Raw genomic sequence first — 26321 nt, forward strand, 5'->3', positions numbered from 1 at the left:
GCCGCGAGCATTCCGGTTGGACGCATGCCGTCCGGCATGCCCATAATACGGGCTCATGCCAACCGAAAGCTCTTCGAAAACTCACGGATCCCCTCGACGACGATGAAAGAAGAATCGCCGAAAGCCATTTTTTACGCGCTCGCCGCCAATCTCGGCATTGCGATCTGCAAATTCGCTGCCGCCGCATTCACCGGTTCCGGCTCGATGTTCGCCGAGGCCATTCACTCCACTGCCGATTGCGGCAATCAACTGCTGCTGCTATTCGGTCTGCGAGAAGCCCGCAGGCCTGCGAGCCCATTGCATCCGATGGGCGGCGGTCGCGAAATCAACTTCTATTCGCTGCTCGTCGCGCTGCTGCTGTTTTTTGTCGGCGGTGCGTTCTCGGTGTATGAGGGCGTGCATCGACTGTTCGCGCGCGAGCCTTTGCAGTACGCGTATGTCGCATTGATCGTGCTCGGCGTTTCGGTGGTGCTCGAGGCGCTGTCGTTGTGGGGCGCGGTCAAGGAAATTCGCAAGACGCATCCTGAGAAGAGTATGTGGCGCTGGTTCCGCGAAACGCGCGAATCCGAGTTGCTGGTGGTGGCCGGCGAGGACATTGCCGCGCTGGCGGGTCTCGCGATCGCTTTCGTCGCCGTGCTGCTGACGATGGTGACCGGCAATCCGGTCTATGACGCGTTGGGCTCGATCGGCGTCGGCCTGTTGCTGATGGTGATCGCGTGGCTGGTGGCGCGTGAGGTGAAGTCGATGATCGTCGGCGAATCGGCGAGCCCGGAAGTACGCCGCGCAATCGAAGCGCATCTGCGTGCGCGCAGCGAGATTCGCAGCATCATCAATATGATTACGCTGCAATGGGGGCGTCACGTGGTGGTGGCCGTGCAGGCCGAAATGATCGACTATGCGAGCGGTCGTGCGATGGTCGACGCGATCAACGTGATCGAAGCCGATTTGCAGGCGGCGTTTCCACAGGTGCGATGGGTGTTTTTCGAACCGGACGTGCCGCGTGTTTGATGCGATGCCTGAGTGGAGATGTGCGCTCGTTCATGGGCAGCATGATGGCCGATACTGCTGCCCATGAACGTGTTGCTTATTTGAAGCCCGTTACCGCGTGCGGTACATAAAGCTCTTCTAGCCGCGTAATTTCTTCGGCGCTCAGATTCAACGATAGCGCTGCGACTGCGTCGTCGAGATGATGCAGTTTGGTCGCACCGACAATGGGCGCGCTGATCGGCTTCTTCTGCAACACCCATGCAAGCGCGACCTGTGCCCGCGGCACGCCGCGTTCCTGGGCAATTTCGCCGACCCGCTCGACTACCCTACGATCCGCATCCGCGGTTTGCGCATACAGCGTGCGGCCGAATGCGTCGGTTTCGGAGCGGGCGCTATCCGTGTTCCAGTCGCGGGTGAGGCGGCCGCGAGCCAGCGGACTCCACGGAATCACACCGATGCCTTCGTTTTCGCACAGCGGCAGCATTTCGCGCTCTTCTTCCCGATAAAGCAGATTCACGTAGTTCTGCATGGTGACGAAGCGTGTCCAGCCATGACGTTCTGCTGTGTTCAATGCCTTCGCGAACTGCCACGCATACATCGACGACGCGCCGATATAGCGCGCCTTGCCTGCCTTGACGACGTCGTGCAGTGCTTCCAGCGTTTCTTCGATCGGCGTGTTGTCGTCCCAGCGATGGATCTGATACAGATCGACGTAATCGGTGCCGAGGCGCTTCAGGCTCTTGTCGATCTCCGCCATGATGGCCTTGCGCGACAAGCCCGCACCGTTGGGTCCGGGATGCATGCGGCTATTGACCTTGGTGGCGAGCACGATTTCATCGCGTTTGGCAAAGTCTTTCAGCGCGCGGCCGACGATCTCTTCGCTCGTGCCGTCCGAGTACACGTTGGCAGTATCGAAGAAGTTGATGCCGTAGTCGAGCGCCTGCTTGATGAAGGGGCGAGCGGCTTCGTCGTCGAGCGACCAGGGGTGCGTGCCGCGCGCGGGCACGCCATAGCTCATGCAACCGAGACATAGACGCGATACATCGAGGCCGGTTCGGCCCAGTTTCACATAGTCCATCGTGGTGCTCCTGTTATGAAATGCACAAAGGCGGTGCGCGCAGCGAATTGTCCATTATAGGGATGGCGACGCCGGTGTGCTGGGGAGCGGGCACGCGGCCTCGTGGGGCGTTGGCGGAAGAAGCGATGCGGATGGCGTGGCATAAACACGGCACAAGCGTGGCATAAGCGCGGCACAAGCGCGGCATAAAAAATCATTTAATGTGGAGTGGCAATTAATTTCTTCACACCTATACTTCTTCCGGCTTGAAAGCTGCAATTTCTCCCAAACCGCATCAAAAGAAACAGGAGGATCACGATGCTGACTCGCACAGTGGGCGCACTCTCGGCGGTTACCCTTGCGGCTTGCGCGGCCTTGACTTCGGGCGCCGCGAGCGCCGGCGACAACGATGGTTTCGCGAGTAGCGACGGCGGCTCGCATGGACGGCCGGTCAAGGTGATGATCATTTCGATGTTCGGGCCGGAGGGGCAGGTTTGGCTCGACAAGCTGGGGCCTTGGCGAGACATCGCCGTGGACGGCTTGTCGCCTGATTACCCGACTGTTCATTGCAACAAGCAGGACGTGTGTGTAATGACGACTGGCATGGGACACGCGAATGCGGCGGCGTCGATTATGGCGTTGACGTTTTCGCCGCGTTTCGATTTGCGACATACGTATTTCATGGTTGCCGGCATTGCGGGTATTGATCCGCAGCAGGGCACGGTGGGTTCGGCAGCGTGGGCGAAATATCTGGTGGACTTCGGGATTCAATGGGAGATCGATGGACGCGAGATTCCGTCGAACTGGAATACGGGGTATCTGGGGATCAACACGACGAGTCCTACGGACAAGCCGCCGCTCGATTACCGGACTGAGGTGTTTCAGTTGAACACGCAACTAGCCGATACGGCGTTTGCTTTGTCGCGTGGCGTGACGTTGTCCGATAGCGCGCAGGCGCAGGCTGCGCGGGCGAAGTATTCGTATGCGCCGGCGAATCGGCCGCCCGCTGTTATTCAATGCGATACGTTGGCGGGCGATACGTGGTGGTCGGGGACTTTGCTTGGGCAGCGTGCTCGTGACTGGACGAAGATTCTGACTGATGGGAAAGGGGTTTATTGCACGACGCAGCAGGAGGACAACGCTACTTATGAGGCGCTTAAGCGCGCGGCCTCGGTGCACAAGGTTGATCTGAATCGTGTTGCTGTGCTGCGGGCCGGGTCGGATTTTGATCGGCCTTATGATGGGGGAAGTAGTGTTGATAATTTGCTGAATTATGCTGCGCAGGGTGGGTTTGCTATTGCTCTTCAGAATCTCTTTCTTGCTGGGAATCCGGTTGTGCAGGATATTGCTGCACATTGGGGGGAGTGGAGGGAGGGAGTGCCCAAAAGGTGAATTTTTTGCCTACGGCGGTTGTGGGTTATAGACCCCACCGCCATAGGCAAACCAGAAATCATCTCACCGACCCCGGCGCCCGAAATGGCGTCCAAACAGCAGCATCCGAGTCCCAATGATCAAGTTCAGAAGGCGTCATGATGTTCTCCAGAAAAATATACTTCGTAATCCAAATAATAGGGAAAAGAAAAAAGAACTACTGCTTATCGGCAACCCGCGTAGCGCCATCTCCTTCCTGTAAGGCGATTCGCGCAGCCTGCGTCTGCCCAATCAACCCTTTATTCGGATAAGAAGTCCGATTCAACGCCGGCAGCGACCCATCCCGATACGCAGTCACGATCTCCGCCTTAACTTCCTCACGTGTCTTGCCGCTAGCCGTCGCAGCGGGCTGCGTATCATAAGTCCCAGCGCGACCAATGCCGCCAGAGCCTTGCGCAAACACCGTCCCACTCGCGAGCAGCGAAATAACCAGACCTGCCAAGAGATTGCGTTTCATGATTCATTCCTGTCGATTGATTAGCAGCACGACGAGCGCCGCGACAGGGTGAAATGTAGGCTTCGGGACCTAACGGATAAACCGCAGTTTGATGAAATGAATTGTCGAGATTTCAGAACAATCCCGGAAACCCCGACAACCGCGGCATTAGAGCCGCGGCTGGAATTCACTATTTCATTTTCTGTACTTCACTTCAGTACATCAATAACGCAACCGCTTACGCAACCCACTCCGTTATCACCGGCGTATCGAGTATCGGTGCAGACTCCCGTTCTTCGAAAGTCCGCTTCGTGCACGTCGCGTCGAGACTGCCGCGTCCACTCAGCAGCGGACAACGATCGAACAACTCGGCAATCCAGTCTGCGAAAACACGGACTTTAGGCGACAGATGCCGACTGTGCGGATAGACTGCGGAAATCGGCATCGGCAAAGGTTTCAATTCCGGCAACACTTCAACCAGTTGGCCCGAGCGCAGATGCGGCAGCACCATGAAGAGCGCCGGCTGAATCAGGCCGAAGCCTTCCAGTCCGCAGGTTACGTAGGCATCGGCGTCATTCACGGACACAATGCCCTTCATCTTCACTTCGACTTCTTTGCCGTCAACCATGAAGGCCCAATCGATCGTGCGCCCCGTGCGGCTCGAAAAGTAATTGACTGCCTTGTGATTCTCCAGATCTTCAAGCGACGCCGGCATGCCCGCGCGTTCGATGTAGTCCGGAGCCGCGCAAGTCACGCCCTCGAACAAACCGATGCGTCGCGCCACCAGCGACGAATCTTGTAACGCACCCACGCGCACCACGCAATCCACGCCTTCCTGCAACAGGTCGACCGGTCGGTCCGACAGTCCGAGTTGCAGGTCGATATCCGGGTAGCGCGTGTGGAATTCACACAGAGAAGGAATCACCAGCAGGCGGCCGATCGATCCAGGCATGTCGATGCGCAGCTTCCCATGCGGCTTCTTGTTGCCGCTCTGGAAACTGGCCTCGGTCTCTTCGACGTCCGCGAGGATACGCACGCAGCGCTCGTAATACGCGGCGCCGTCCGGCGTCAACGACAAACGCCGCGTGGTCCGGTGCATCAACCGCGTGCCGAGGAACGCTTCGAGGTTTTGAATAATCGTGGTAACCGATGCGCGCGGCAGGTCGAGCGTTTCCGCCGCACGGGTAAAGCTGTTTGTGTCGACGACACGCGTGAACACTTGCATGGCCTGAAGCCGGTCCATTGCAAACCTCCGGGAAAGGGGCAGGCGCGCCGGGCAGAAATGCATTCCGCCGAGCAATCACAGTTGATTGTTCAGGGGCGCCGAATTGTGTTGCCGGATTATAGGCATTTATTTACGAGTCTGCCGAACCCACAATTCGCACCATTGAAGTTCTATGCGCATTGCGCGGCTCGACATGGATGCATTGAAACCGCCGTACTCGTTTGTGCCCGCCGGCAGCGGCCCGGCACCGGCCAGCAGCACGGCACTCGAAGTCACCGACGTGCAGATCGAAGGGCACGCTCAGGACATTACGTTGCGTTTGTACCGGCAGCTTCATAAGACCGCACTGCCAGTACTGCTTTATTTTCACGGCGGCGGTTTTACGAAGGGCTCGATCGATCAGGCCGACTACGCCGCGCGTTATTTCGCAGACCACTTACCGGCGCTCGTCGTGTCGGTCGGTTATTCGCTGGCGCCGCAATTTCCTTTTCCCGCGGCACCGGAAGACGCCCATCGTGCGGCGTTGTGGGTGCAGACCCGCGCTCGCGCGTTTGGCGGAAACAGCAAGAAAGTCGGCGTGGCGGGACACGACGCGGGCGGCCAGTTGGCGAATTGCCTCGCGTTCATCGCGCGCGATCGCGGCGACGTGCGGATTTCCGCCCAGGCGCTATTCGGTCCGATGCTGGACCCGAGCCTGACTCGCCTGGGCGACGAAAAGCGGCTGGGTTCGGACATCACCGCGAAGGAATGCGCCGCGTGCTATCGCGCGTATCTGCCGCAAGCGTCGCAGCGCATGCATCCGTATGCAGCGCCGCTCGAGTCGTCGCGCCTCGCGGGCCTGCCGGCCACGCTGATCGCAACCGCGCAAAACGACGTGCTGCATGTGGAAGCGGAGAAATACGCGAGCAGTCTGATCGATGCGGGTGTGCTGACCCAGGTGGTCCGCTATCCGAGCGTGTCGCACGCCGCGTTGGCCGATCATCCACCCGCTTTGCAGGAAGCGGTGCAATTTTTTCAGTGGCGCTTCGATGCACGCGCCCACCGATAAACCGATAACCAGAACTTCAATCAACGATACCGGGAGCTTCTCATGACCATCCTTCCTCTTTCCCGTCGCCGTGTGGCGATTGCAGCGCTTGCCGTCGTCGTGGTGGCCGGGCTGGGCACGTTCGGCGCGATTCGCGTCGACGCGAGCTCGCCGGCCGCGCCGACCATCGTGCCGGAAGTCGACGTCGCCACTGTGGTGCAAAAGACGATCACCGACTGGCAGAGCTATTCCGGCCGCCTCGAAGCGGTCGAAAAAGTGGACGTACGTTCGCAGGTGCCGGGCACGATCGTGTCCGTCAACTTCAAGGATGGCGCCCTTGTGAAGAAGGGCGACACGCTGTTCGTGATCGACCCGCGTCCGTACGCAGCCGAAGTCGATCGCGCCGAAGCGCAGCTCGCGGCGGCGCAGGCGCGCACGGGCTACACGCAAAGCGACTGGGAACGCGCGCAACGCCTGATCGCCGACAATGCAATCGCCAAACGCGACTACGACGAGAAGCAGAACGCCGCGCGCGAAGCGAGCGCCAACCTGAAGGCCGCGCAAGCCGCCGTCGAAACCGCGCGTATCAATCTCGGTTACACGAAGATCGTGGCGCCGGTGGCGGGCCGTGTATCGCGTGCAGAAATCACGGTGGGCAACGTGGTGTCGGCGGGCGCGAGTTCGACGCCGCTGACCACGCTGGTGTCGGTTTCGCCGATCTACGCATCGTTCGACGCCGACGAACAAACCTATCTGCAATACCTGAACCGCGCGAAAGACGGCAGCAAGGTGCCGGTGCAATTGGGCCTCGCCGATGAAAGCGGCTACTCGCGCAACGGCGTGATCGAATCGGTCGACAACCGCCTCGATACGTCGTCGGGCACGATCCGCGTGCGCGCGCGCTTCGATAACGAGGACGGTGCACTGATTCCAGGTCTGTATGCACGCGTCAAGGTGGGCGGCAGCGAGCCGCATCCGGCGCTGTTGATCGACGACGCCGCGGTAGGCACCGACCAGGACAAGAAATTCGTGCTGGTGGTCGACCAGGGCAATCACGTCGTGTATCGCGAGATCGCGGTAGGCGGGATGCAGGGCAACCTGCGTGTCGTGAAGGGCGGCCTGAAGGCCACCGATCGCATCGTCGTGAACGGGATTCAACGTGTGCGTCCGGGCGACGCAGTACGTGCTCATATGGTGCCGATGACCGCCGACCAGGATCCGAACAGTGCGCCGCTTGCGCAGACGCGCGCAAAAACAGCGGACAAGAATTCGTGAGCCCAGAGCGCCGCGCTCGACCCGCACGGGTCGCAGCCGGCGCGTGCTCCAACGTTAAGAGCTTCCCATGAACATATCCAAATTCTTCATCGATCGGCCGATCTTTGCCGGTGTGCTATCGGTATTGATCCTGCTGGGCGGCATCATCGCGCTCTTCAAGCTGCCGATTTCGGAGTACCCGGAAGTGGTGCCGCCTTCAGTGGTGGTGCACGCGCAATATCCGGGTGCGAATCCGAAAGTGATCGCCGAGGCGGTTGCGGCGCCGCTCGAAGAGCAGATCAACGGCGTCGAGAACATGCTGTATATGCAGTCGCAAGCGAATAGCGACGGCAATCTCACGCTCACGGTCACCTTCAAGCTCGGCACCAATCCGGACCTCGCGACGCAACTCGTGCAGAACCGCGTGAACCAGGCGCTGCCGCGTCTGCCGGAAGACGTGCAGCGTCTCGGCATCACGACCATCAAGAGCTCGCCTACGCTGACGATGGTGGTCCACCTGATCTCGCCGAACAATCGTTACGACATGACGTATCTGCGCAACTACGCGCTGCTCAACGTCAAGGATCGGCTCGCGCGGATTCAGGGTGTCGGCGAAGTGCAGTTGTGGGGTTCGGGCGACTACGCGATGCGCGTCTGGCTCGATCCGCAGAAAGTGGCGCAACGCGGCCTGACCGCGACCGAAGTGGTCAACGCGATCCGTGAGCAGAACATTCAGGTGGCAGCCGGCGTGATCGGCGCATCGCCTTCGGTGCCGGGCACGCAATTGCAGTTGTCGGTGAATGCGCGCGGCCGGTTGAGGACCGAGGGCGAATTCGGCGACATCATCGTCAAGACCGCGCCGGACGGTGGCGTGACCTATCTGCGCGACATCGCGCGGGTCGAACTCGCGGCGTCGGAATACGGGCTGCGTTCGCTGCTGGACAACAAGCCGGCCGTCGCGCTCGCTATCAATCAGGCGCCGGGTGCGAACTCGCTGGCGATTTCCGATCAGGTCCGTTCCGCGATGAAGGAGCTGGCGGAAGACATGCCGGCGGGCGTCGAATACAAGATCGTGTATGACCCGACGCAGTTCGTGCGCTCCAGTATCGAGGCCGTGATTCACACGCTGCTCGAAGCGATCGCGCTGGTGGTGATCGTCGTGATCGTGTTCCTGCAAACGTGGCGCGCGTCGATCATTCCGTTGATCGCAGTGCCGGTGTCGATTGTCGGGACTTTCTCGTTGCTGCTCGCGTTCGGCTTTTCGATCAATGCGTTGTCGCTGTTCGGGATGGTGCTCGCGATCGGGATCGTGGTGGACGATGCGATCGTGGTGGTGGAGAACGTCGAACGGAACATCGAGAACGGGCTCAGTGCGCGCGATGCGACCTATAAGGCGATGCAGGAAGTGAGCGGGCCGATTATCGCCATCGCGCTGACGCTGGTTGCCGTGTTCGTGCCGCTCGCGTTCATGACCGGCTTGACGGGCCAGTTCTACAAGCAATTCGCGATGACTATCGCGATCTCGACAGTGATCTCGGCATTCAACTCGCTGACGCTGTCGCCGGCATTGTCCGCTTTGCTGTTGCGCGGTCACGGCGCGAAGGAAGACTTCCTGACGCGTGTGATGAACCGTGTGCTGGGCCGCTTCTTCAAGGGCTTCAACAAAGTGTTTCATCGCGGGTCGACCGCATACGGCAAGGGCGTGACGGGCGTGCTGCGCCGCAAGGGCGCGATGCTCGCGGTGTACGCGATCCTGCTGGGCGCGACGGTGCTGATCTCGCGTGTCGTGCCGGGCGGTTTCGTGCCGGCGCAGGACAAGGAGTATCTGATTGCGTTCGCGCAGTTGCCGAACGGCGCGTCGCTGGATCGCACGGAAAAAGTGATTCGCGACATGAGCGCGATTGCTTTGAAGCAGCCGGGCGTGGAAAGCGCGGTCGCGTTCCCGGGTTTGTCGGTGAACGGATTTACGAATAGTTCGAGCGCGGGCATCGTGTTCGTCACGCTCAAGCCGTTCAAGGAGCGCGGCAACAAGACGCTGTCCGCCGGTGCGATTGCCGGCGCGTTGAACCAGCAATACGGCGCGATCAAGGATTCGTTCGTCGCGGTGTTTCCACCGCCGCCGGTGCTCGGTCTCGGTACGCTGGGCGGCTTCAAGATGCAACTGGAAGATCACGGCGCAGTGGGCTATGCGGAGTTGAACAAGGCCGCAGAGGCATTCGTGAAACGCGCGGCGCAAACGCCTGAACTCGGGCCGACCTTCTCGAGCTATCAGATCAATGTGCCGCAACTGAACGTGGATCTGGACCGCGTGAAAGCCAAGCAACTCGGCGTGCCGGTCACTGACGTGTTCAACACGATGCAGATCTATCTGGGCTCGCTGTATGTGAACGACTTCAACCGCTTCGGCCGCGTGTATCAGGTGCGGGTGCAGGCCGACGCGCCGTTCCGTCAACGCGCCGACGACATCCTGCAACTGAAGACGCGCAATGCCGCGGGCGACATGGTGCCGTTGTCGTCGCTCGTCACGGTGACGCCGACGTATGGTCCGGAAATGGTGGTGCGCTACAACGGCTATACGGCCGCGGACATCAACGGTGGACCGGCGCCGGGCTTCTCGTCCGGCCAGGCCCAGGCAGCGGCGGAACGCGTCGCGGCGGAAACCTTGCCGCATGGCGTGAAGCTGGAATGGACCGACCTCACGTATCAGCAGATCATCGCGGGTAATGCGGGTTTGTGGGTGTTCCCGATCAGCGTGCTGCTCGTGTTCCTCGTGCTCGCCGCACTGTATGAAAGCCTGACGCTGCCGCTCGCGGTGATCCTGATCGTGCCGATGAGCGTGCTGTCCGCGCTGACCGGCGTGTGGCTCACGCATGGCGACAACAACATCTTCACGCAGATCGGTTTGATGGTGCTGGTCGGGTTGTCGGCGAAGAACGCGATTCTGATCGTCGAGTTCGCTCGCGAGCTTGAGCATGACGGACGCACGCCGCTCGCGGCGGCGATCGAAGCAAGCCGCTTGCGTCTGCGCCCGATTCTGATGACGTCGATCGCATTCATCATGGGTGTGGTGCCGTTGGTGCTGTCGAGCGGAGCGGGTTCCGAAATGCGTCACGCGATGGGTATCGCGGTGTTCTTCGGCATGCTCGGCGTGACGTTGTTCGGGCTGATGCTGACGCCTGTGTTCTATGTGGTGCTGCGTACGCTGGCGGGTGGCACGATCCACGTCGCTCAGAAGGACGCGCCGCACCTTGGCACGCCGGTGACGGAAGCCTGAGGAGAAAACAATAATGAAGCGTTTTGAAACTTTGAACGGGTGGGGCAGAGCGGCTGCCAGCGGTTTGCTGCTGGCCTTGCTCGCAGCCTGCTCCGTCGAACCCACGTATAAGCGGCCGGATGTCGATACGCCGGCGGCGTTCAAGGAAACGCCGACGGCGTCTACGGTGTCGGCTTCCGCGCACGATACCGGCACGTGGAAGCCCGCACAACCCGCCGACGACGCGCATCGCGGCGAATGGTGGGCCGTGTTCGGCGACCCGCAACTGAACGCGCTCGAAGAGCAGGCCGCTGCGGCGAATCAGGACCTGAAAGCGGCTGCGGCTCGCGTGCAACAGGCGCGCGCCGTGACGCAGGCGGCGAAGTCGGACTGGTTCCCGAAGCTCGACGCGGGCTTCGGCCCGACACGCGAGCGGGCATCGGCGGCCTCGCAGTTCCTGCCGGATAGCGCGGGCGGCACCACTGGCACGATCTGGCGCGCGCAAACCACCGCGTCGTACGAAGCGGATCTGTTCGGGCGAGTCGGCTCGAACGTCAATGCGTCGCGTGCGGACGAGCAGCAAAGCGAAGCGCTGTTCCGTTCGGTGCAGTTGTCGCTGCAGGCGGATGTCGCGCAGAACTACTTCCAGTTGCGCGAGCTCGACACGGATCAGGATTTGTACCGCCGTACCGTGGCGTTGCGAGAGGACACGCTGAAGCTGGTGGAGCGTCGTTTCAAGGAAGGCGATATCGGTGAGCTGGATGTGTCGAGAGCCCGTAATGAACTTGCTAGCGCGCGTGCCGATGCGGTTGGCGTTGCGCGTCAGCGTGCGGCGTCCGAGCACAGTCTCGCGATTCTGCTCGGCAAGCCGCCGGCGGATTTCTCGTTCGCGGAAGCACCGCTCGCGCCCGTGACGGTGCGTGTGCCGCCGGGTCTGCCGTCGGCGCTGCTGGAACGCCGGCCCGATATTTCGGCGGCCGAACGGGCAATGGCGGCGGCGAACGCGCGCGTCGGTCTTGCGAAGTCGGCGTTCTTCCCGAAGCTCGATATCACCGGCGCGTTCGGTTATGAATCGGCGACGCTCGGCGATCTGTTCATGTGGTCGAGCCGTGCGTTCCTGCTCGGGCCGTTGGCCGGCTCCGCGTTGACGTTGCCGTTGTTCGACGGCGGCCGCCGCAAGGCCAACCTCGCGCAGGCACGTTCGAAGTACGACGAGGATGTCGCGCAGTATCGTCAACAGGTGCTGGTGGCGTTCCGCGAGGTGGAGGACAACCTGGCCGATCTGCGTCTGCTCGACGATCAGATGCGCGAGCAGAACGTCGCGGTCGAGGCGTCGCAGCGCGCCGCGCATCTATCACGCACGCAGTACACGGAAGGCGCGGTCAGCTATCTGGATGTGATCGACGGCGAGCGGCAAGTGTTGATCTCGCAACTGCAGGCCAGTCACTTGTCCGGCACGCAGGCGGTGGCGACGGTCAATCTGATCCGCGCGCTGGGCGGCGGCTGGGGCGATGTGAAGTCGCCGGATGCGGCGGTGGGGGCGGTTGCGCCGGCCTCGGGGGCGGCTGGGTCTGCTGCGGTTTCGGCGTCAGCGTCGGTGTCAGCGTCCGCGGAACAGGTGGCGAAGCGCTAGGTTTTGAGTCGTCTGGCAGGGAATAACGCCGGGTTGCGCGTGAGCGCGGCCCGGCGTTTTGTCGTGCGCGGCGGCTGTATTCCGGGTCCGTAATAGCGGCTTGCCGCGCGTGGTTCAGTACGAGTGCCCCAGCTGGACGTAGACATTTTTGCGCCCACCCGGCGCAAGCGCGACACCGAAATAGACCGGACCAAATGAACTGGTCAGGCTGGTGAAGAAGGTGACGCTCCGTTTAAGCGGACCCTTGCCGTTGTCGAACACCCCGTTATTCCAGACATTCCCCGCTTCAACGCTGATACCCGCGAAGAGAGCGTGGAACAACGACGCGTTGAAAGACGCAAGCTGGTTCATGTAGGTCACCTGTCCGTAGATCATCGTGTTGCCGGCAAGCTGGTCGGCGGCATAGGCGGACAGATGCTGGAAGCCGCCGAGCGTGAACGCGAATGCATCGACCTGGTTCTGACCGCCGAAATCGTTACCCGCCTCGATGCTCGCGTTGAAACTATGCCGACCGATGCTAGCCGCAATCAATCCTTTGCCGTAGACCTCGGTGTAGTGAGGGCTCGCATAGTCAGACAGGGAGTGGCTGCCCCCCGATAACGACCTCTCTACTCGCAGATCAGCGAAGTATCCTTGACGGGGAAAGACCGGATCATCGAGTTGATCGACGACAAGCCGCGCACGCGTAGTGATCTGCCGCCCATAGTAGTTGGGGAATGCAACCATTCCTTCGTCGTTCTGAATGTTATAGACGGACGATCCATGCCCGTGTGCGTACGCGAGGCCGATCCGGAAGTCGCCGAATGCCGACAGCGGCACGCCCAGATCGAAACCAATGCGCTCCGTCTGCTGGTGATACTGGGTGAACCTGAGGTCGGTGGCCGGATCGTAGAGATTGATGTACCGGCGTTCATATTCTGCGTAAGGCGCGAGGTAATACCCGAACCGGGTCGACAACGGCTGGCGCAACTCCGCATGCAGGTTGATCAGATCGCTTCCGACCGTGCTGTCGATTCGCCCTTCGAGTCCCGATGACGTGATCCACGGCCGGCGATAGCCGACGTGGATCCGGAACCCACCTTCATCGGTAGAACTGCTCGACAGCCCAAGGCCGAACAGCAGGAAATTCGGCCCCCAGGATTTCTCGTGCGCGTCGACAACCAGCGTGTGCTGGTCGCCGTTGGTGATCAACTGCTGCGTTACGTCTTCGAAGTCGCCGTCGGTCGTGAGCTTGAGAAGATTCCTGTTGATTGCGGTCGGATCGTAAAGGTCGCCGGGCTGAAGGTGCAGCGCGTCGCGGATGCGTTTTTCCGGAACCCGGCCAGGCGACGCGATTTCGATCTGCGTAATGCGGGGCGGCTCGACTGGCTGTGCGCTGTGTGCCGCCCGGTACTCGGCATACTGCTGGGGCGACAGCGCCAGATGCCTGAGTGTGGGCAGTGCGGTGCGCGCCGCGGCCTCGCCCACAGCGATCGCGCGGCTCGCGCTCGCGAAGTCGGTAAAGCTCATCGAGCCGAGCTGCGGTTCGATGAGCACGTCTTGCGCACCCAGTTGCTTGCGCTGCTGGGAGACGTTCTGATTGATCAGGATTCCGATCATTTGCTGCATCACGTCGGCGGGCGATGCGAGCGTGTCGAGCGGGCGCAGCGGCGAGCCGATGTCCACGGCGATCACGACGCCGGCGCCCATGTCGCGCGCGGTTTCGACCGGCAGGTTGCTGACGAGGCCGCCGTCGACGAGCGTCCGTCCGTTCACGTCGGTGGGCGCGAAAAGGCCCGGTAGCGCCATGCTGGCGCGAATCGCGAGCGGCAGCGAACCCTGATCGAGCACGACCTGCTGACCGGTGCGCAAGTCGGTGGCGATCGCGCGGTAGGGGATCGGTAGCCTGTCGAACGGCTGGTTCGCCGGCACCGCGGAGGTCCAGTCCTGCAGAAGCGCCTGCACGCGGTTGCCCTGAACGAGTCCGGCCGGGAGCCTGATACCGTTGGCGCCGAAGCCGAACGACAGGCTGTTCACATACAGGCGTTCGTCTTCACGCCGAGCCTGTGGCAAATCGGCCCGCGCGGTGACATCGAACGCGATGTCCGCGAGATTGACCGACGCGAGGCGGCTCTCCATTTCTTTCGCGGTCATGCCACTCGCGTATAGACCGCCGACCACCGCACCCATACTGGTTGCCGCGATGCAGTCGACCGGAATGCGATTTTCTTCCAGCACTTTCAGCACGCCGAGATGGGCGTAGCCGCGTGCGCCGCCGCCAGATAGAACCAGGCCGACCGGCGGCCGGTCAGGGTTGCCCGCGATGACGCGGCAAGCCTTGTCGTCGGCCAGTGCGCGCTGGGCAAAAGCGATACATCCAAACGCTATCGAAGCGGCCAGTACCGCGCGAATCACGGCAAACCGCGAGTACTTGAGCGGTATGCCGTTCATCGTTTTCTCCTCGCAAGCGGCCAACTTTATCCGAGCCGACGCGTGCGAGGGGCGTGCCGAACACTCGCGAACACTTGAGCACATTTGCGCACAATTGCGAGGACTTTTCGGACAGACATGCGTGCGAGCGATGCCTAGAATCCGGTGTCTTGCCGGTACCGCGGCGTCGACTCTGCGTCGCGCGAAGCAGGTCGCCCCATGGTGTGGCAGTTTTCGGCGGCTCTACCGGCAATGTGTGATCAGGCACTCATCACGCGCGGCAATCGAGCCGACGCAAGAACATAGAGAGGTAACCATGAATCAACAAACTGGGTTTAACAGCGGCGCGACTATGCGGCGTGCGCAATGGGGCAGATGGGCCGCGCTCGGTGTGTTGTGCATTGCGCTGAGCGGGTGCGGGCTGGCTGCCGCGCCGTGCCGTATCACATCGGCAGGGCTGAAGGCCATACCGCTCGTCGGCCACGTCGCTGCTCTGCCGACTGATGCCTGTGGGGCTGTCGTCGATCCCTGAGTGCGGGCAAGTGCCCAATGCAATCGAGTGGATCAGTCACTCCGGCTAACTGCGATGCGGGCCGCAACGCCCACGGGCCGCCAAATCAGTTTTCCCGCTTTCCTTCCAAAAATCCGTTCGTAGACCGCCGGATTTCCGCCCTCTATGATGGTCCGCACCTCATCTGGAGAGAGGCGATGACCTGCCCGACCTGCCGCTGTCCGCGCTGATCAGCCCGCGCGTCCCATTACTGCCGCCGTCGGCGAAACTCCGCGTCGCAGATTTCTGCTGTCCGATCGAATCCGGCACGCCATTCGGCATGCCGCCGGATCGGCTCGCCTTGCGCTGCCTCGAAACAAATCACCCTCTGAAACCAAGATCCAACGTCAGCGAGCTCATCATGCGTAATTCCCGGTTCAATATGCGGCGCTTTTTCCACGCGTCGACTGTTTCGCTCGTGAGCGCGCTCGGCCTCGCGCTCGCGTTGTCGGCCACACCCGCCCGCGCGACCGACACGGCCACGCTCAAAGTCGGCGTGTCCACAAGCCCGCAAATCGAGGCGCTCAAAATCGCCGCGCGCGAGGCGAAAGCGCAGGGGCTCGACGTCAAAATCGTCGAATTCACCGACTGGAACACGCCGAACGCGGCGCTCGCGAACAAGGACATCGACGTCAACTACTTCCAGCACATTCCGTTTCTGGAGAACGCGAACAAGCAGGGCGGCTATAACTTCATTTCGATTGCGCCAGGCACGATCATGAAGATCGGCCTGTATTCGAAGAAGATCAAACGCTTCGACGAATTGAAGGACGGCGCGACGGTTGCAATCGCCAACGATCCGGTCAATGGCGGCCGCGGCCTGTTGCTGCTGCAACGCGCGGGTCTGATCAAGCTGAAGCCGGGCGTCGATTATCGCGCAACCACACTCGATATCACCGACAACCCGAAGCACCTGAAGATCGTCCAGCTCGAAGCGTCGCAACTGGCCCGTTCGCTCGACGACGTCGACCTCGCGCAAGGCTATCCGAGCTTCATCAAGCTCGCGGGCACGACCGATCCGAATAGCGCGCTGCTGTTCGACGGCCTGGAAAACAAGAACTACGCGATCCAATGGGTCGTACGTCCGGAAAGCGCGAACGATCCGCGCATCCGCAAGTTCATCTCGATCTATCAGCACTCGCCGGCCGTGCGTGCGGCGCTCGACAAGGCTTTCGGCAATCTGTACGCCATCGCCTGGTAAACGGGAAAACGCGCGTAAAAACGCGCGTAAAAACGCGGATAAAAGCCGCAAGCAAAAGCAAAGAAAACGCGCGCGACGAGCCGCGCCGGACAGTGCAAGGAGTGCCGCAATGGCGAAGAAAAAGATCCTGCTGAACGCGTTCAATATGAATGCGGTCGGCCATATCAATCATGGTTTGTGGACGCATCCGCGCGATCGCTCCGCGCACTACACGGACCTCGACTATTGGACGAGCCTTGCGCAAACGCTCGAGCGCGGCAAGTTCGACGGAATCTTTCTCGCGGACATCGTCGGCGTATACGACGTGTATCAGGGCGGACCGGATACGCCGCTGCGCGAGGCGGTGCAGATTCCGATCAACGATCCCGCGCTGATCGTGCCGGCAATGGCGCATGTGACGAAACATATCGGCTTCGGCGTGACGTCGAATCTCACTTACGAGCCGCCGTATCTGTTCGCTCGCCGCATGTCGACGCTCGATCATCTGACGAAAGGGCGCGTGGGTTGGAACATCGTCACCGGCTATCTGGACAGCGCGGCGCGCGGCATGGGTCTCGCGCAGCAGATCAGTCACGACGACCGCTACGACCGCGCCGACGATTACATGGACGTGGTCTACAAGCTGTGGGAGCAGAGCTGGGAAGACGACGCGGTGGTGCGCGACCGCGCCGCGCGCATTTTCTCGCGTCCGGACAAGGTGCATCGCGTGAAGCACGACGGTCCGTTCTATTCGATCGACGCGATTCATTTGAGCGAACCTTCGCCGCAGCGCACGCCGGTTCTGTATCAGGCCGGCTCGTCGAGCCGCGGCGTCGATTTCGCCGCGCGCCATGCGGAATGCGTGTTCGTCGGCGGCCAGAGCAAGCAGTTGACGCGCTCGATCGTCGACGACATTCGCGCGCGCGCGGCGAGCTTCGGCCGGGCGCCGGAGGACATCAAGATTTTCGTCGGCATCACCGTTGTAGTCGGCGAAACAGAACGGGCCGCGCAGGAGAAATTCGAAGAGTACCGCCGTTATGCGAGCGCCGAAGGCGGCATCGCGCACTTCTCGAGTTCGACCGGCATCGACTTCGCGCAATACGAGCTGGACGAGCCGATTTCCTATGTGAAAACCGAATCGATGCAATCGGCGGTGGAAGCGATTTCGAAGAAGAGCGTGAGCGGCGTGTGGACCAAGCGCAAGGTGCTTGAACAGATGACGCTTGGTGGCCGCGCGAAACCCGTGATCGGTTCGCCGCAGCAGATCGCGGACGAGTTGATCTCGTGGATCGATGAAGCGGGCGTGGACGGTTTCAATCTGACGCGCACGGTTATGCCCGAATCGTTCGAGGATTTCGTCGACCTGGTGGTGCCGGAATTGCAGAATCGCGGCGTCTACAAGGAAGACTACGATCCGGCGCCGACCTTGCGCGAGAAGCTGTTCGGCGACGGCCGCGCGCGGCTGCCCGACGTGCATGTGGGCGCGCAGCACCGGCGTAGAACCCAGTCCACCGTGGATGCATGACAGGAGCGTTGCGATGACGAATCTCTTCGAGGGCGCCCAGTTCATCGAGCCCGCACCGTCGCTGGCGTCGAGTCCCGCCGAAGTGCAGAAGACCCAGGCCGCCGTCGTGTTCGACGATATCGGCAAGGTGTTCACCAGCTCGAAAGGCGTCGCGACCGCTGCGCTCGCAAATATCACGTTGAACGTCGCGCGCGGCGAGGTCTTCGGTATCATCGGCCGTAGCGGCGCGGGCAAATCGACACTGCTGCGGCTCGTGAACGGTCTGGAAAAACCGAGTTCGGGCGCCGTGCGAGTGAACGGCGTGAGCGTCGGCGAACTCGACGAGCGCGGCCTCGTTACATTGCGGCGGCGCATCGGCATGGTGTTTCAGCATTTCAACCTGCTGTCGGCCAAGACGGTACGCGAGAACATCGCGTTGCCGCTGAAAATCGCGGGCACGCCGAAAGCGGCGATCGAACGAAAGGTCGATGCATTGCTCGAACTGGTGGGACTGTCCGATAAGCGCGACGCCTATCCGGCAAGTCTCTCGGGCGGCCAGAAGCAACGCGTCGGCATCGCACGCGCATTGGTGACCGATCCGGACATCCTGCTATGCGACGAAGCGACCTCCGCACTCGATCCCGAAACGACACAAGCGATTCTTGCGTTGCTGCGCGATATCAATCGACGCCTCGATCTGACCATCGTGCTGATCACGCATGAAATGCAGGTGATTCGCGAAGTGTGCGATACGGTCGCGGTAATCGAGCGCGGCGAAGTGGTGGAAAGCGGGGCAGTGTGGCGCGTTTTCGGCAGTCCGCAACATGACGCGACGCGAGCGTTGCTGCGCACACTGGTCCATGACTTGCCCGCCGATCTGGCGGCGCGCGTGAAGCCCGTGCACGACATCGCGCAGGGCGACGCGAATATCCTGCTCGATGTCCGGTTCACCGGCGCCGACTCGCGCGAACCTGATCTGGGCGGTTTGACGAATGCGCTGAGCGTCGACGGCAGCCGGGTGAGTTTCGTACATGGCGGGATCGACCGGATTCAGGGGCACGCGCAAGGGCGGCTGGTGGTGTCGGCGGAAGTCCGCGCGGGCGCTGAAGGCGCGTTGCAACACCAGGTCGCGGCGCTGCTCGAACGCGCGCGCCGATTCGCCAATCATGTCGAGGTACTCGGCTATGTCTGATCTTTGGCTCTCCGAACTTGCGGACGCGATCCGCGACACGATCGTAATGGTCGGCGTGTCGGCATTCTTCGCGGCGTTGATCGGCATTCCGCTCGCGTTGGTGCTGGTCACGACCACGCGCGACGGCATCTTCGAAAAGCCCACGGTCAATCGCACGCTCGGCGCGTTGGTCAACGCGTTCCGCTCGACACCGTTCATCATTTTGCTCGTTGCATTGCTGCCGCTGACGCGCCTGCTGATCGGTACGACGATCGGCGTGTGGGCCGCGGTCGTGCCGCTCAGCATCGCTGCGATTCCTTTCTTTGCTCGCGTGGCCGAAGTGAGCCTGCGCGAAGTGGACCGCGGCCTGATCGAAGCCGCGCAGGCGATGGGCGCGCAGCGCCGTCACATCATCTGGCACGTGTTGTTGCCGGAAGCATTGCCGGGCATTCTCGGCGGCTTCACGATCACCGTGGTCGCGATGATCGGTTCGTCCGCGATGGCGGGCGCGGTCGGCGCAGGCGGCCTCGGCGATCTCGCGATCCGCTACGGCTATCAACGCTTCGATACGACCGTGATGGTGACGGTGATCGTGCTGCTGGTGGTGATCGTGACGGCCGTGCAGTTCGTCGGCGACCGCTTTGTGCGACGCCTGACGCAACGCGCGTGATGCACGTTATATCTCTCCAGGTGGACATTGCATGAACGAACCTCGTTCTTCCGAGGCGCTGTATACGCAGGAACCTGTCGACAAAAGCGCGGTGCGCGATCTCGCCAGCTTGCTCGATGCCTTGCGCGCCAGCGCGGCGCAGCGCGATCGCAATGGCGGCCATGCCGCGCAGGAAAAGCAGTGGATCGCGGACGCAGGCCTGCTGACGCTTGCGGTGCCGCGTGAATTCGGCGGCCGCGGCGCGCGCTGGCCGGAAATCTACGACACGATTCGAACCCTCGCGCGAGTGGACAGCGCGCTCGCGCATCTGCTCGGCTTCACTTGCCTGCAAGTCGTGAGCGTGGATGTATGGGGCAATCCCGAACAACGCGCACGCTATCTGAGCGGCACCGTGGAAGGGCGGTGGTGGTGGGGTAACGCGGTCAACCCGCTCGACACGCGACTCGTTGCAAGCGCAACGGGTGACGGCGGCTATCGTCTCGATGGTCAGAAGGGCTTTTGCTCCGGCACGCGCGGCTCGCAGATGATGACGGTGTCCGCACACGATCCGCTCAGCGGCAAACCGGTATTCGCCGTCGTGCCGACCACACGCGAAGGCATCACCGTTCACGAAGACTGGGATCCGATCGGTCAGCGGCAGACCGATAGCGGCAGCGTGTCGTTCGCGCACGTCAGAGTCGAGTCGCACGAAGTCCTGCATAAGGCCGACACCCCTTATGCGAGTCTGCGCACGCTGATTTCACAGCAGGTACTGACCAATCTGTTCGTCGGCATTGCGCAAGGGGCGCTCGAAGAAGCGCGCGCTTACGTCAATCAGAACGGCCGGCCATGGATCAACTCCGGTGTCGAAAAGGCCACCGACGATCCGTACCTGATCCAGCGTTTCGGAGAAATGCGCTTGCAGACGGTCAGCGCGGAAGCTTTGGCCACGCGCGCCGCCTACATTCTCGACGACGCGTGGCAGCAAGGTCCCGCGCTCGCCGCCGAAACCCGCGCGCATGTGGCGCTTGCCACGTCGGAGGCGAAAATCGTCGCGCACCGCGCGGCGCTCGACGTCAGCGAAAAACTGTTCGACGCATGCGGCGCCCGCGCGACGCACGCACCGCTCGCGCTCGACCGGTTCTGGCGCAACGCCCGCGTGCATACGCTGCACGATCCGCTCGACTATCGCGTGCGCGACGTCGGCCGTTACGCGCTCAGCGGGACATTGCCGGACGTTTCTTTGTACACTTGAGGCGGTTCGCGACGGCCGCACGCGCCGTCGCGGTTTATTCCCTTCAAGAGATCACCGGATTGCAGTTCAAATTACCGACCACCGCAACGGCGCCCTTTTGCCCATCCGAGGTGCAAGGCACCGTCGCCGTTTCGCAAGGCGCGCCGTTCTGGAAAAAAATCCTGCAATTCGCAGGACCCGGCCTGCTGATTTCCATCGGCTACATGGACCCCGGCAACTGGGCCACCGATATCGAAGCCGGTTCGCGCTACGGCTATAGCCTGCTGTTCGTCGTACTGTTATCGAGTCTCGCTGCGATGGCGCTGCAATGCCTGAGCATGCGGCTCGGTATCGCGACCGGGCGCGATCTCGCGGAGTTGTCGCGCGAACGCTATTCGCTGGGTATCGCACGTTTTCAGTGGGTGCTTGCCGAACTCTCGATCGTCGCCTGCGATCTCGCCGAAGTGTTGGGCGGCGCGCTCGCGTTCCATCTGCTGTTCAAATGCTCGCTGACCACCGGCGTGCTGCTGACCGCGTTCGATACGCTGATCGTGCTTGGCCTGAAGGGCAAGAATTTCCGCGATCTCGAAGCGATCATCCTCGGACTGATCGCGACGATCGGCATCGGTTACATCGTCGAGCTGGCGCTGGTGAAGCCGCATTGGCCGTCGGTCGCGCAAGGGTTGATTCCGTCGTGGCAGGCGCTCAGCAGCCGCGAGCCGTTGTATCTGGCGATCGGCATTCTCGGTGCGACCGTGATGCCGCATAACCTCTACCTGCATTCGTCGATCGTGCAGACGCGTGCCGTCAAGCGCGATTCCGCGAGCATTCGCTCGGCGATCGGCATGTCGCGCATCGATACGATCGTCTCGCTGGTGATCGCATTGCTGATCAACATGGCAATCCTGATTCTCGCGGCGGCCGCGTTCCATGCGACCGGCCACAATCAGGTCACCGAAATCGAAGATGCGTACAAGCTGCTCGCGCCGATCGTCGGCACCGGATTCGCCGCGGTGCTGTTCGCGATCGCGCTGCTGGCGTCGGGACAGAGCTCGACATTCACCGGCACCGTGGCCGGGCAAGTCATCATGGAAGGCTTTCTGAAGCTGAAGATTCCGTGCTGGCAGCGGCGTTTCATCACGCGCGCCCTGGCGTTGATTCCCGCGTTGATCGGCGTGCAGATGATGGGTAATGGCGCGGTCGGCAAGCTGCTTGTTGCGAGTCAGGTAGTGCTGAGTCTGCAACTGCCGTTCGCGCTGTATCCGCTGATCCGCATGACCAACGACCGCTCGTTGATGGGCGAATTCGCGAACCGCCTGCTGACGCGCGTGCTCGCGTGGACGCTGTTTGCTGTGATCAGCGCGGCGAACCTGTGGCTGGTGGTGCAGACGGTGGGATGGGTGGACTGACCAGCTGGCTTAAATTCAAATTCAAATTCAAATGAAAAAAGGTCCACTGTTTTGCGGACCTTTTTGTATCTGGCGCTTCGGTTCGAATCAGGCTGGACCGGCCCTCATCGATTTCAATGCCGTTCAGGCAGCCTGTGCGATCTGCGAAGCCTCGAGTGCTTCCTGGCGGGCGGCAGCAGCTTTCTTCGTCTTGCCTGCGCGCGACGGCGGCTGGCAGGCGCCGCACACCACGTTGTGCTGCAAGTCATGCTTGTGCGCGACGAATTTGCCGGTGCAGCGGCAGCACTTGGTCAGTTGCAGGATGTCGGCGTCGAAGAAACGCACGAGCGTCCACGCACGCGTCAGATCCAGCACCGGTTCGGTCTCGCTGTGCTGGCAATGTTCCAGATACAGCCGATACCCTTTGGTCAGCGCGTCCAGATGCGAGCAGCGCGCTTCGTTCTTCAGGAACAGGTACGTGTTGTAGAACAGCGACGCGTGGATATTCGCGAGCCATGTCATATACCAGTCCGCCGAGAACGGCAGCATGCCCTTGGGCGGCGATACGCCCTTGACTTCGCGGTACAGGCGGATCATGCGGTCGCGCGAGAGCGTCAACTCACTCTCGAGTACCTGCATGCGCGCGCCGAGCTCGATCAGCGCGATCGCGCGAAATACTTCTTGTGCGTCTTCCGTCAGGCTACGCTTGAGCATCGCACTCACCTCGATTAAGCAAACTGCTCAGCAGGCTGGCCTGCGAGCAGGATCGCCGCGTGAGTCGGTGCAACGGCGGTGTGCTTCGTAGTTTGCGTCAACGCCGACAACATCGAGTGGTCGTTGAAGCGGAAGAAGCATAAAAGCTGATCGGAAGCGGCCAGCTTGACGATCTGCGCGAGCGACAGCCCGGCAAGCAAATCAGCCAGTTCCGACGACAATCCCAGGCGGAACATCCCGACCGGTTTGTCCTCGCGCAACATGCGTTGCGCGAGCATGATGTACGACAAGTTGATTTCGCGGATTGAATCCAACGTCTCGCTGCTACGGTCCATTTTCGTGTTTCCGAAGCCCCGAATTGCTATGTCGGCTTTTTGCCGTTATGTCTTTTATGCCTCGCCGGAAACGCTAACCCCCGGCTACATGTCACCACCTGATACAGACGGCGACCTTTTGATACATCGCGTTACATTTCGTAACAGCTTGGGACGAATTGTATGAAGGGCAAATCAAGAAATCAATCCCTTCTCAAAAAAATATCCCAAAAAGATACATGAAATTTCGGTAACAATTTCACAGAGACGTAATAGACCATGCAAGACGAATTTTTTGTGATTTCCAGGGGAGCGAGAATCCATGGAAACCCTTGCAGGATGGGCTCCTCATCTAATCATATGAGCAAATGTAAAATCGCGACGCAAAGGTGGGGAAATCACATTTGCAATAGAAAGGAAACGGAAAGCGAGGCCAATGGAAAGTAATAAATTCCGCCTGTTGGCGCTGCTATGGGGACAAATCAGAGGTGTAACAGATTGCTGCGGCCCCAGTTACAAACGAGGCCGCAGTTGTAACAACTAGCAACCGTTTGCGCGAACTCGCTCGACTTCAAGGCCGAAGGCCGGCCGCAGCCGAGTGCCCAGCACGTTGCCGGCGAAGGCGGCGACGAGCCACAGCCAGCCGTGCAGGCTGCCTGACACGATGCCGCTGAAGTACGCGCCGATGTTGCAACCGTAGGCGAGGCGGGCGCCGTAGCCGAGCATCAGACCGCCGAGCACGGCTGCAAACAGCGAACGGGCCGGCACTTTCCAGATCGGTGCGTAACGGCCGGCGAGTGCTGCTGCCGCCATCGCGCCAAGGACGATGCCGAGATCCATCACCGAGGTGACGTCATGTGTAACAGGTGAGGCCAGTGCGCCTGCGTTGGCTTGCGACGCCCAATACGGCCAGTTGGCGACGTCGATTCCGAACGCGGCAAAGATCTTGGCGCCCCACAGCGCGAACGCCGACGTCACACCCCACGGACGGCCCGACAACGCCAGTGTCGCGAAGTTGAGCAGAACCAGTGCGATCGCGCCGACGAATAGCGGCCAGGGACCATGCAACCACGGCGACGCATGCGGCGACCGTTGCGTTTCGTTGATCAGCCGGCCATGACGGCGCCGCTCGACCCATACAGTCAACGCCGCGATTGCCGCGAAAACCGCGAGGTTGAGCGCGATGGCCCAGCCGGCGCCGAGCGTCGTTACCAGCGAAAGCGGTTTGAGCGACGGCAGCGCAGTCCAGAACGGCATGTGCGCGGTCGCGACCACCGAACCGACGATAAACGCGACCAGGGTAACGATCATGCGGGTGCTGCCGCCGCCCACTGTATAGAGCGTGCCGGATGCGCAGCCGCCGCCCAGTTGCATGCCGATGCCGAACATGAAAGCACCGACCAGCACCGACGTGCCCGCCGGCGCGACCAGTCCGACGACGGGCCGGCCGAACAGCGTGCCTGCGGCGAGCGCCGGGAAGAACAGCAGTACGCCGAGCGCCAGCATTAGCATTTGAGCGCGCAGACCGGCGCCGCGACCGTCGGCGATAAACACCCGCCACGACGACGTGAAACCGAATGCCGCGTGATACAGCGACATGCCCAGCAACGCGCCGACGATATAAAGCGCGGCCTGGCGGCCGCTGACCGTTTGCGCGAGATAAATCGCGCCTAGTGCGATCAGAACGAGTGCGACGCCGAGTGGCTTCGGGTTGACGTCGAAGCGGCGCGGCACGCGCGGAAGCGAAGTGGAAAAATCAGACATGGTGGATTGAGTGACAACAACTGGAAGAGACGAACCGAAAGCGGCGAATCGCCGTTTCAGGGATGGTGCGGTGTAACCGAAATCGAAAACGATAGCATGGATCAGGAGGGCGGTGAGGTCGGCGGTATGGGCGTGTAGCGGGTTGACTCGATTCGCACTGTAACCGCTCGACAGTTGAATCGGCGAGCCTGCCTGGACTACGCCCGATCGCGCCCGCAAGCCTACATTTCACCGTGCTTGTTGGCATCCGCGTGATCGCGCAACGCGGCTGCGGTTTGTGGATCGGCGGGGAAAAATGCTTCGATTGCGAGCTCCGATAGCGTGATATCCACTGGCGTTCCGAATACCGTGGTCGTGCTGAAAAGCGACAGGACGCCGATCGGCGTGCGTAGCCGTAGCGGTACGGCGACCTGGCTCGTTGTGGACTCCTCGTGATGGGCTGTCGCATCCACGCCGGGTGGCGCCGGATAGGCAGCCAGTTCGTCTCGCAGCGCGCTGAGCGTGTCGTCGCCGCTTACGTCGATTTGCCGTTGCAGCCGCGCCAGCACGTGCGCGCGCCACTGGTGCCAGTTGACGATCGATGCAGCAATGCCGTCCGGATGCAAGCTCAGGCGCAACGCGTTGACCGGCGGTTTCAGCAACTCGGGACTCGCTCCGGCGAGCAGCGGCGCGAGCGCATTGTTCGCGGCGACGATGGTCCAATGCCGGTCGATCGCAAGCGCCGGGTACGGCTCGTGGCCCTTGAGTACCAGATCGACGGCTTCGCGCGCGGCGGTCAGTTGCGGGTCGGTCAGCGGACGTTCGCGAAAGAGCGGCGCATACCCGGCGGCGATCAGCAACGCATTGCGCGCACGTAACGGCACATCGAGCCGCTCGGCCAGATGCATGACCATTTCCCGGCTGGGCAGCGCGCGACCCGATTCCACGAAGCTCAGATGCCGCGTGGAAATATCGGCCTCGGCGGCGAGCAGCAACTGGCTCATCCGCCGGCGTTGCCGCCATTCACGCAGCAGATCACCGACAGTGCGGCTGGCCGTCGACGCGGTCGACGGAACGGTTTGCGCAAGCGAGAGTGTGTTCATGCCGTTGATGATAGCCAATGCACGCTAACGATCCATTACTTGCGAGGTAATGCAGTGCG

21 protein-coding genes are annotated in these 26321 nt (G+C 61.6%); 13 read left to right on the forward strand and 8 right to left on the reverse strand.

Going from position 1 to position 26321, the window contains the following annotated elements; translation table 11 throughout:
- Nucleotides 1-102 precede the first annotated feature (102 nt).
- Nucleotides 103-1008, forward strand: a complete 906-nt coding sequence (locus tag PQQ51_RS26595; RefSeq protein WP_408499967.1) for a cation diffusion facilitator family transporter — start codon at nucleotides 103-105, stop codon at nucleotides 1006-1008.
- Nucleotides 1009-1084: 76 nt separating this feature from the next.
- Here PQQ51_RS26595 and PQQ51_RS26600 read toward each other — a convergent pair whose 3' ends face one another.
- Complete coding sequence (locus PQQ51_RS26600) at nucleotides 1085-2065, reverse strand: aldo/keto reductase (protein ID WP_408499968.1); 981 nt, start codon at nucleotides 2063-2065, stop codon at nucleotides 1085-1087.
- A gap of 297 nt (nucleotides 2066-2362) precedes the next feature.
- Between PQQ51_RS26600 and PQQ51_RS26605 the strand changes: the two genes are divergently transcribed.
- Nucleotides 2363-3436, forward strand: a complete 1074-nt coding sequence (locus PQQ51_RS26605) for a purine-nucleoside phosphorylase (protein ID WP_408499969.1) — start codon at nucleotides 2363-2365, stop codon at nucleotides 3434-3436.
- Nucleotides 3437-3632: 196 nt separating this feature from the next.
- On the opposite strand, the gene PQQ51_RS26610 is transcribed toward PQQ51_RS26605, so the two are convergent.
- Both PQQ51_RS26610 and PQQ51_RS26615 read right to left on the reverse strand, forming a co-directional pair.
- Nucleotides 3633-3932, reverse strand: a complete 300-nt coding sequence (locus PQQ51_RS26610) for a DUF4148 domain-containing protein (RefSeq protein ID WP_408499971.1) — start codon at nucleotides 3930-3932, stop codon at nucleotides 3633-3635.
- Nucleotides 3933-4149: 217 nt separating this feature from the next.
- Complete coding sequence (locus PQQ51_RS26615; protein WP_408499973.1) at nucleotides 4150-5154, reverse strand: LysR family transcriptional regulator; 1005 nt, start codon at nucleotides 5152-5154, stop codon at nucleotides 4150-4152.
- A 175-nt stretch (nucleotides 5155-5329) separates the two neighbouring features.
- Between PQQ51_RS26615 and PQQ51_RS26620 the strand changes: the two genes are divergently transcribed.
- From PQQ51_RS26620 to PQQ51_RS26635, 4 genes are all read left to right on the forward strand, one after another.
- Nucleotides 5330-6184 carry an alpha/beta hydrolase gene (locus tag PQQ51_RS26620; protein ID WP_408500055.1) on the forward strand — a complete coding sequence of 285 codons (855 nt, stop codon included), beginning with the start codon at nucleotides 5330-5332 and terminating at the stop codon, nucleotides 6182-6184.
- Between the two features lie 42 nt (nucleotides 6185-6226).
- Nucleotides 6227-7438 (forward strand): efflux RND transporter periplasmic adaptor subunit, encoded by a 1212-nt coding sequence (locus PQQ51_RS26625; RefSeq protein WP_408499975.1) that lies wholly within the window; start codon nucleotides 6227-6229, stop codon nucleotides 7436-7438.
- A gap of 67 nt (nucleotides 7439-7505) precedes the next feature.
- Nucleotides 7506-10691 (forward strand): efflux RND transporter permease subunit, encoded by a 3186-nt coding sequence (locus PQQ51_RS26630; RefSeq protein ID WP_408499977.1) that lies wholly within the window; start codon nucleotides 7506-7508, stop codon nucleotides 10689-10691.
- Nucleotides 10692-10704: 13 nt separating this feature from the next.
- Nucleotides 10705-12303, forward strand: coding sequence for an efflux transporter outer membrane subunit (locus PQQ51_RS26635; protein WP_408499979.1), 1599 nt, complete (start codon nucleotides 10705-10707; stop codon nucleotides 12301-12303).
- A gap of 114 nt (nucleotides 12304-12417) precedes the next feature.
- On the opposite strand, the gene PQQ51_RS26640 is transcribed toward PQQ51_RS26635, so the two are convergent.
- Entirely contained in the window at nucleotides 12418-14733 is a 2316-nt protein-coding gene (locus PQQ51_RS26640; RefSeq protein ID WP_408499981.1) for a patatin-like phospholipase family protein, read from the reverse strand.
- Between the two features lie 331 nt (nucleotides 14734-15064).
- On the opposite strand from PQQ51_RS26640, the gene PQQ51_RS26645 reads away from it, so the two are divergent.
- From PQQ51_RS26645 to PQQ51_RS26675, 7 genes are all read left to right on the forward strand, one after another.
- Entirely contained in the window at nucleotides 15065-15244 is a 180-nt protein-coding gene (locus PQQ51_RS26645; RefSeq protein WP_408500057.1) for a DUF6726 family protein, read from the forward strand.
- 400 nt (nucleotides 15245-15644) lie between these two features.
- Nucleotides 15645-16463 (forward strand): MetQ/NlpA family ABC transporter substrate-binding protein, encoded by an 819-nt coding sequence (locus tag PQQ51_RS26650; protein ID WP_408500059.1) that lies wholly within the window; start codon nucleotides 15645-15647, stop codon nucleotides 16461-16463.
- A 109-nt stretch (nucleotides 16464-16572) separates the two neighbouring features.
- On the forward strand, nucleotides 16573-17967 hold the full coding sequence (locus PQQ51_RS26655) for an LLM class flavin-dependent oxidoreductase (protein ID WP_408499983.1): 1395 nt from the start codon (nucleotides 16573-16575) through the stop codon (nucleotides 17965-17967).
- Nucleotides 17968-17980: 13 nt separating this feature from the next.
- On the forward strand, nucleotides 17981-19138 hold the full coding sequence (locus PQQ51_RS26660; RefSeq protein ID WP_408499985.1) for a methionine ABC transporter ATP-binding protein: 1158 nt from the start codon (nucleotides 17981-17983) through the stop codon (nucleotides 19136-19138).
- The gene (locus tag PQQ51_RS26665) at nucleotides 19131-19787 is read left to right on the forward strand and encodes a methionine ABC transporter permease (protein WP_408499987.1); all 657 of its coding nucleotides are present in this window, start codon (nucleotides 19131-19133) and stop codon (nucleotides 19785-19787) included. Before PQQ51_RS26660 ends, PQQ51_RS26665 begins: the two co-directional genes overlap by 8 nt.
- A 31-nt stretch (nucleotides 19788-19818) precedes the next feature.
- Complete coding sequence (locus PQQ51_RS26670; protein WP_408499989.1) at nucleotides 19819-21021, forward strand: acyl-CoA dehydrogenase family protein; 1203 nt, start codon at nucleotides 19819-19821, stop codon at nucleotides 21019-21021.
- A 59-nt stretch (nucleotides 21022-21080) separates the two neighbouring features.
- A complete protein-coding gene (locus PQQ51_RS26675) occupies nucleotides 21081-22409 on the forward strand; it encodes an Nramp family divalent metal transporter (RefSeq protein WP_408499991.1) in 1329 nt (442 codons plus the stop codon).
- A gap of 123 nt (nucleotides 22410-22532) precedes the next feature.
- On the opposite strand, the gene flhC is transcribed toward PQQ51_RS26675, so the two are convergent.
- The 4 genes from flhC to PQQ51_RS26695 form a co-directional block, all read right to left on the reverse strand.
- Entirely contained in the window at nucleotides 22533-23102 is a 570-nt protein-coding gene (gene flhC, locus PQQ51_RS26680; protein WP_408499993.1) for a flagellar transcriptional regulator FlhC, read from the reverse strand.
- A gap of 14 nt (nucleotides 23103-23116) precedes the next feature.
- Entirely contained in the window at nucleotides 23117-23437 is a 321-nt protein-coding gene (gene flhD, locus PQQ51_RS26685; protein ID WP_007177882.1) for a flagellar transcriptional regulator FlhD, read from the reverse strand.
- A 519-nt stretch (nucleotides 23438-23956) separates the two neighbouring features.
- A complete protein-coding gene (locus tag PQQ51_RS26690) occupies nucleotides 23957-25180 on the reverse strand; it encodes a YeeE/YedE family protein (RefSeq protein WP_408499996.1) in 1224 nt (407 codons plus the stop codon).
- Nucleotides 25181-25401: 221 nt separating this feature from the next.
- Nucleotides 25402-26262 (reverse strand): helix-turn-helix domain-containing protein, encoded by an 861-nt coding sequence (locus PQQ51_RS26695; RefSeq protein ID WP_408500061.1) that lies wholly within the window; start codon nucleotides 26260-26262, stop codon nucleotides 25402-25404.
- Nucleotides 26263-26321: the final 59 nt, after the last annotated feature.

Source organism: Paraburkholderia xenovorans, assembly GCF_046030735.1.
GTDB classification, from domain to species: Bacteria; Pseudomonadota; Gammaproteobacteria; order Burkholderiales; family Burkholderiaceae; genus Paraburkholderia; species Paraburkholderia xenovorans_A.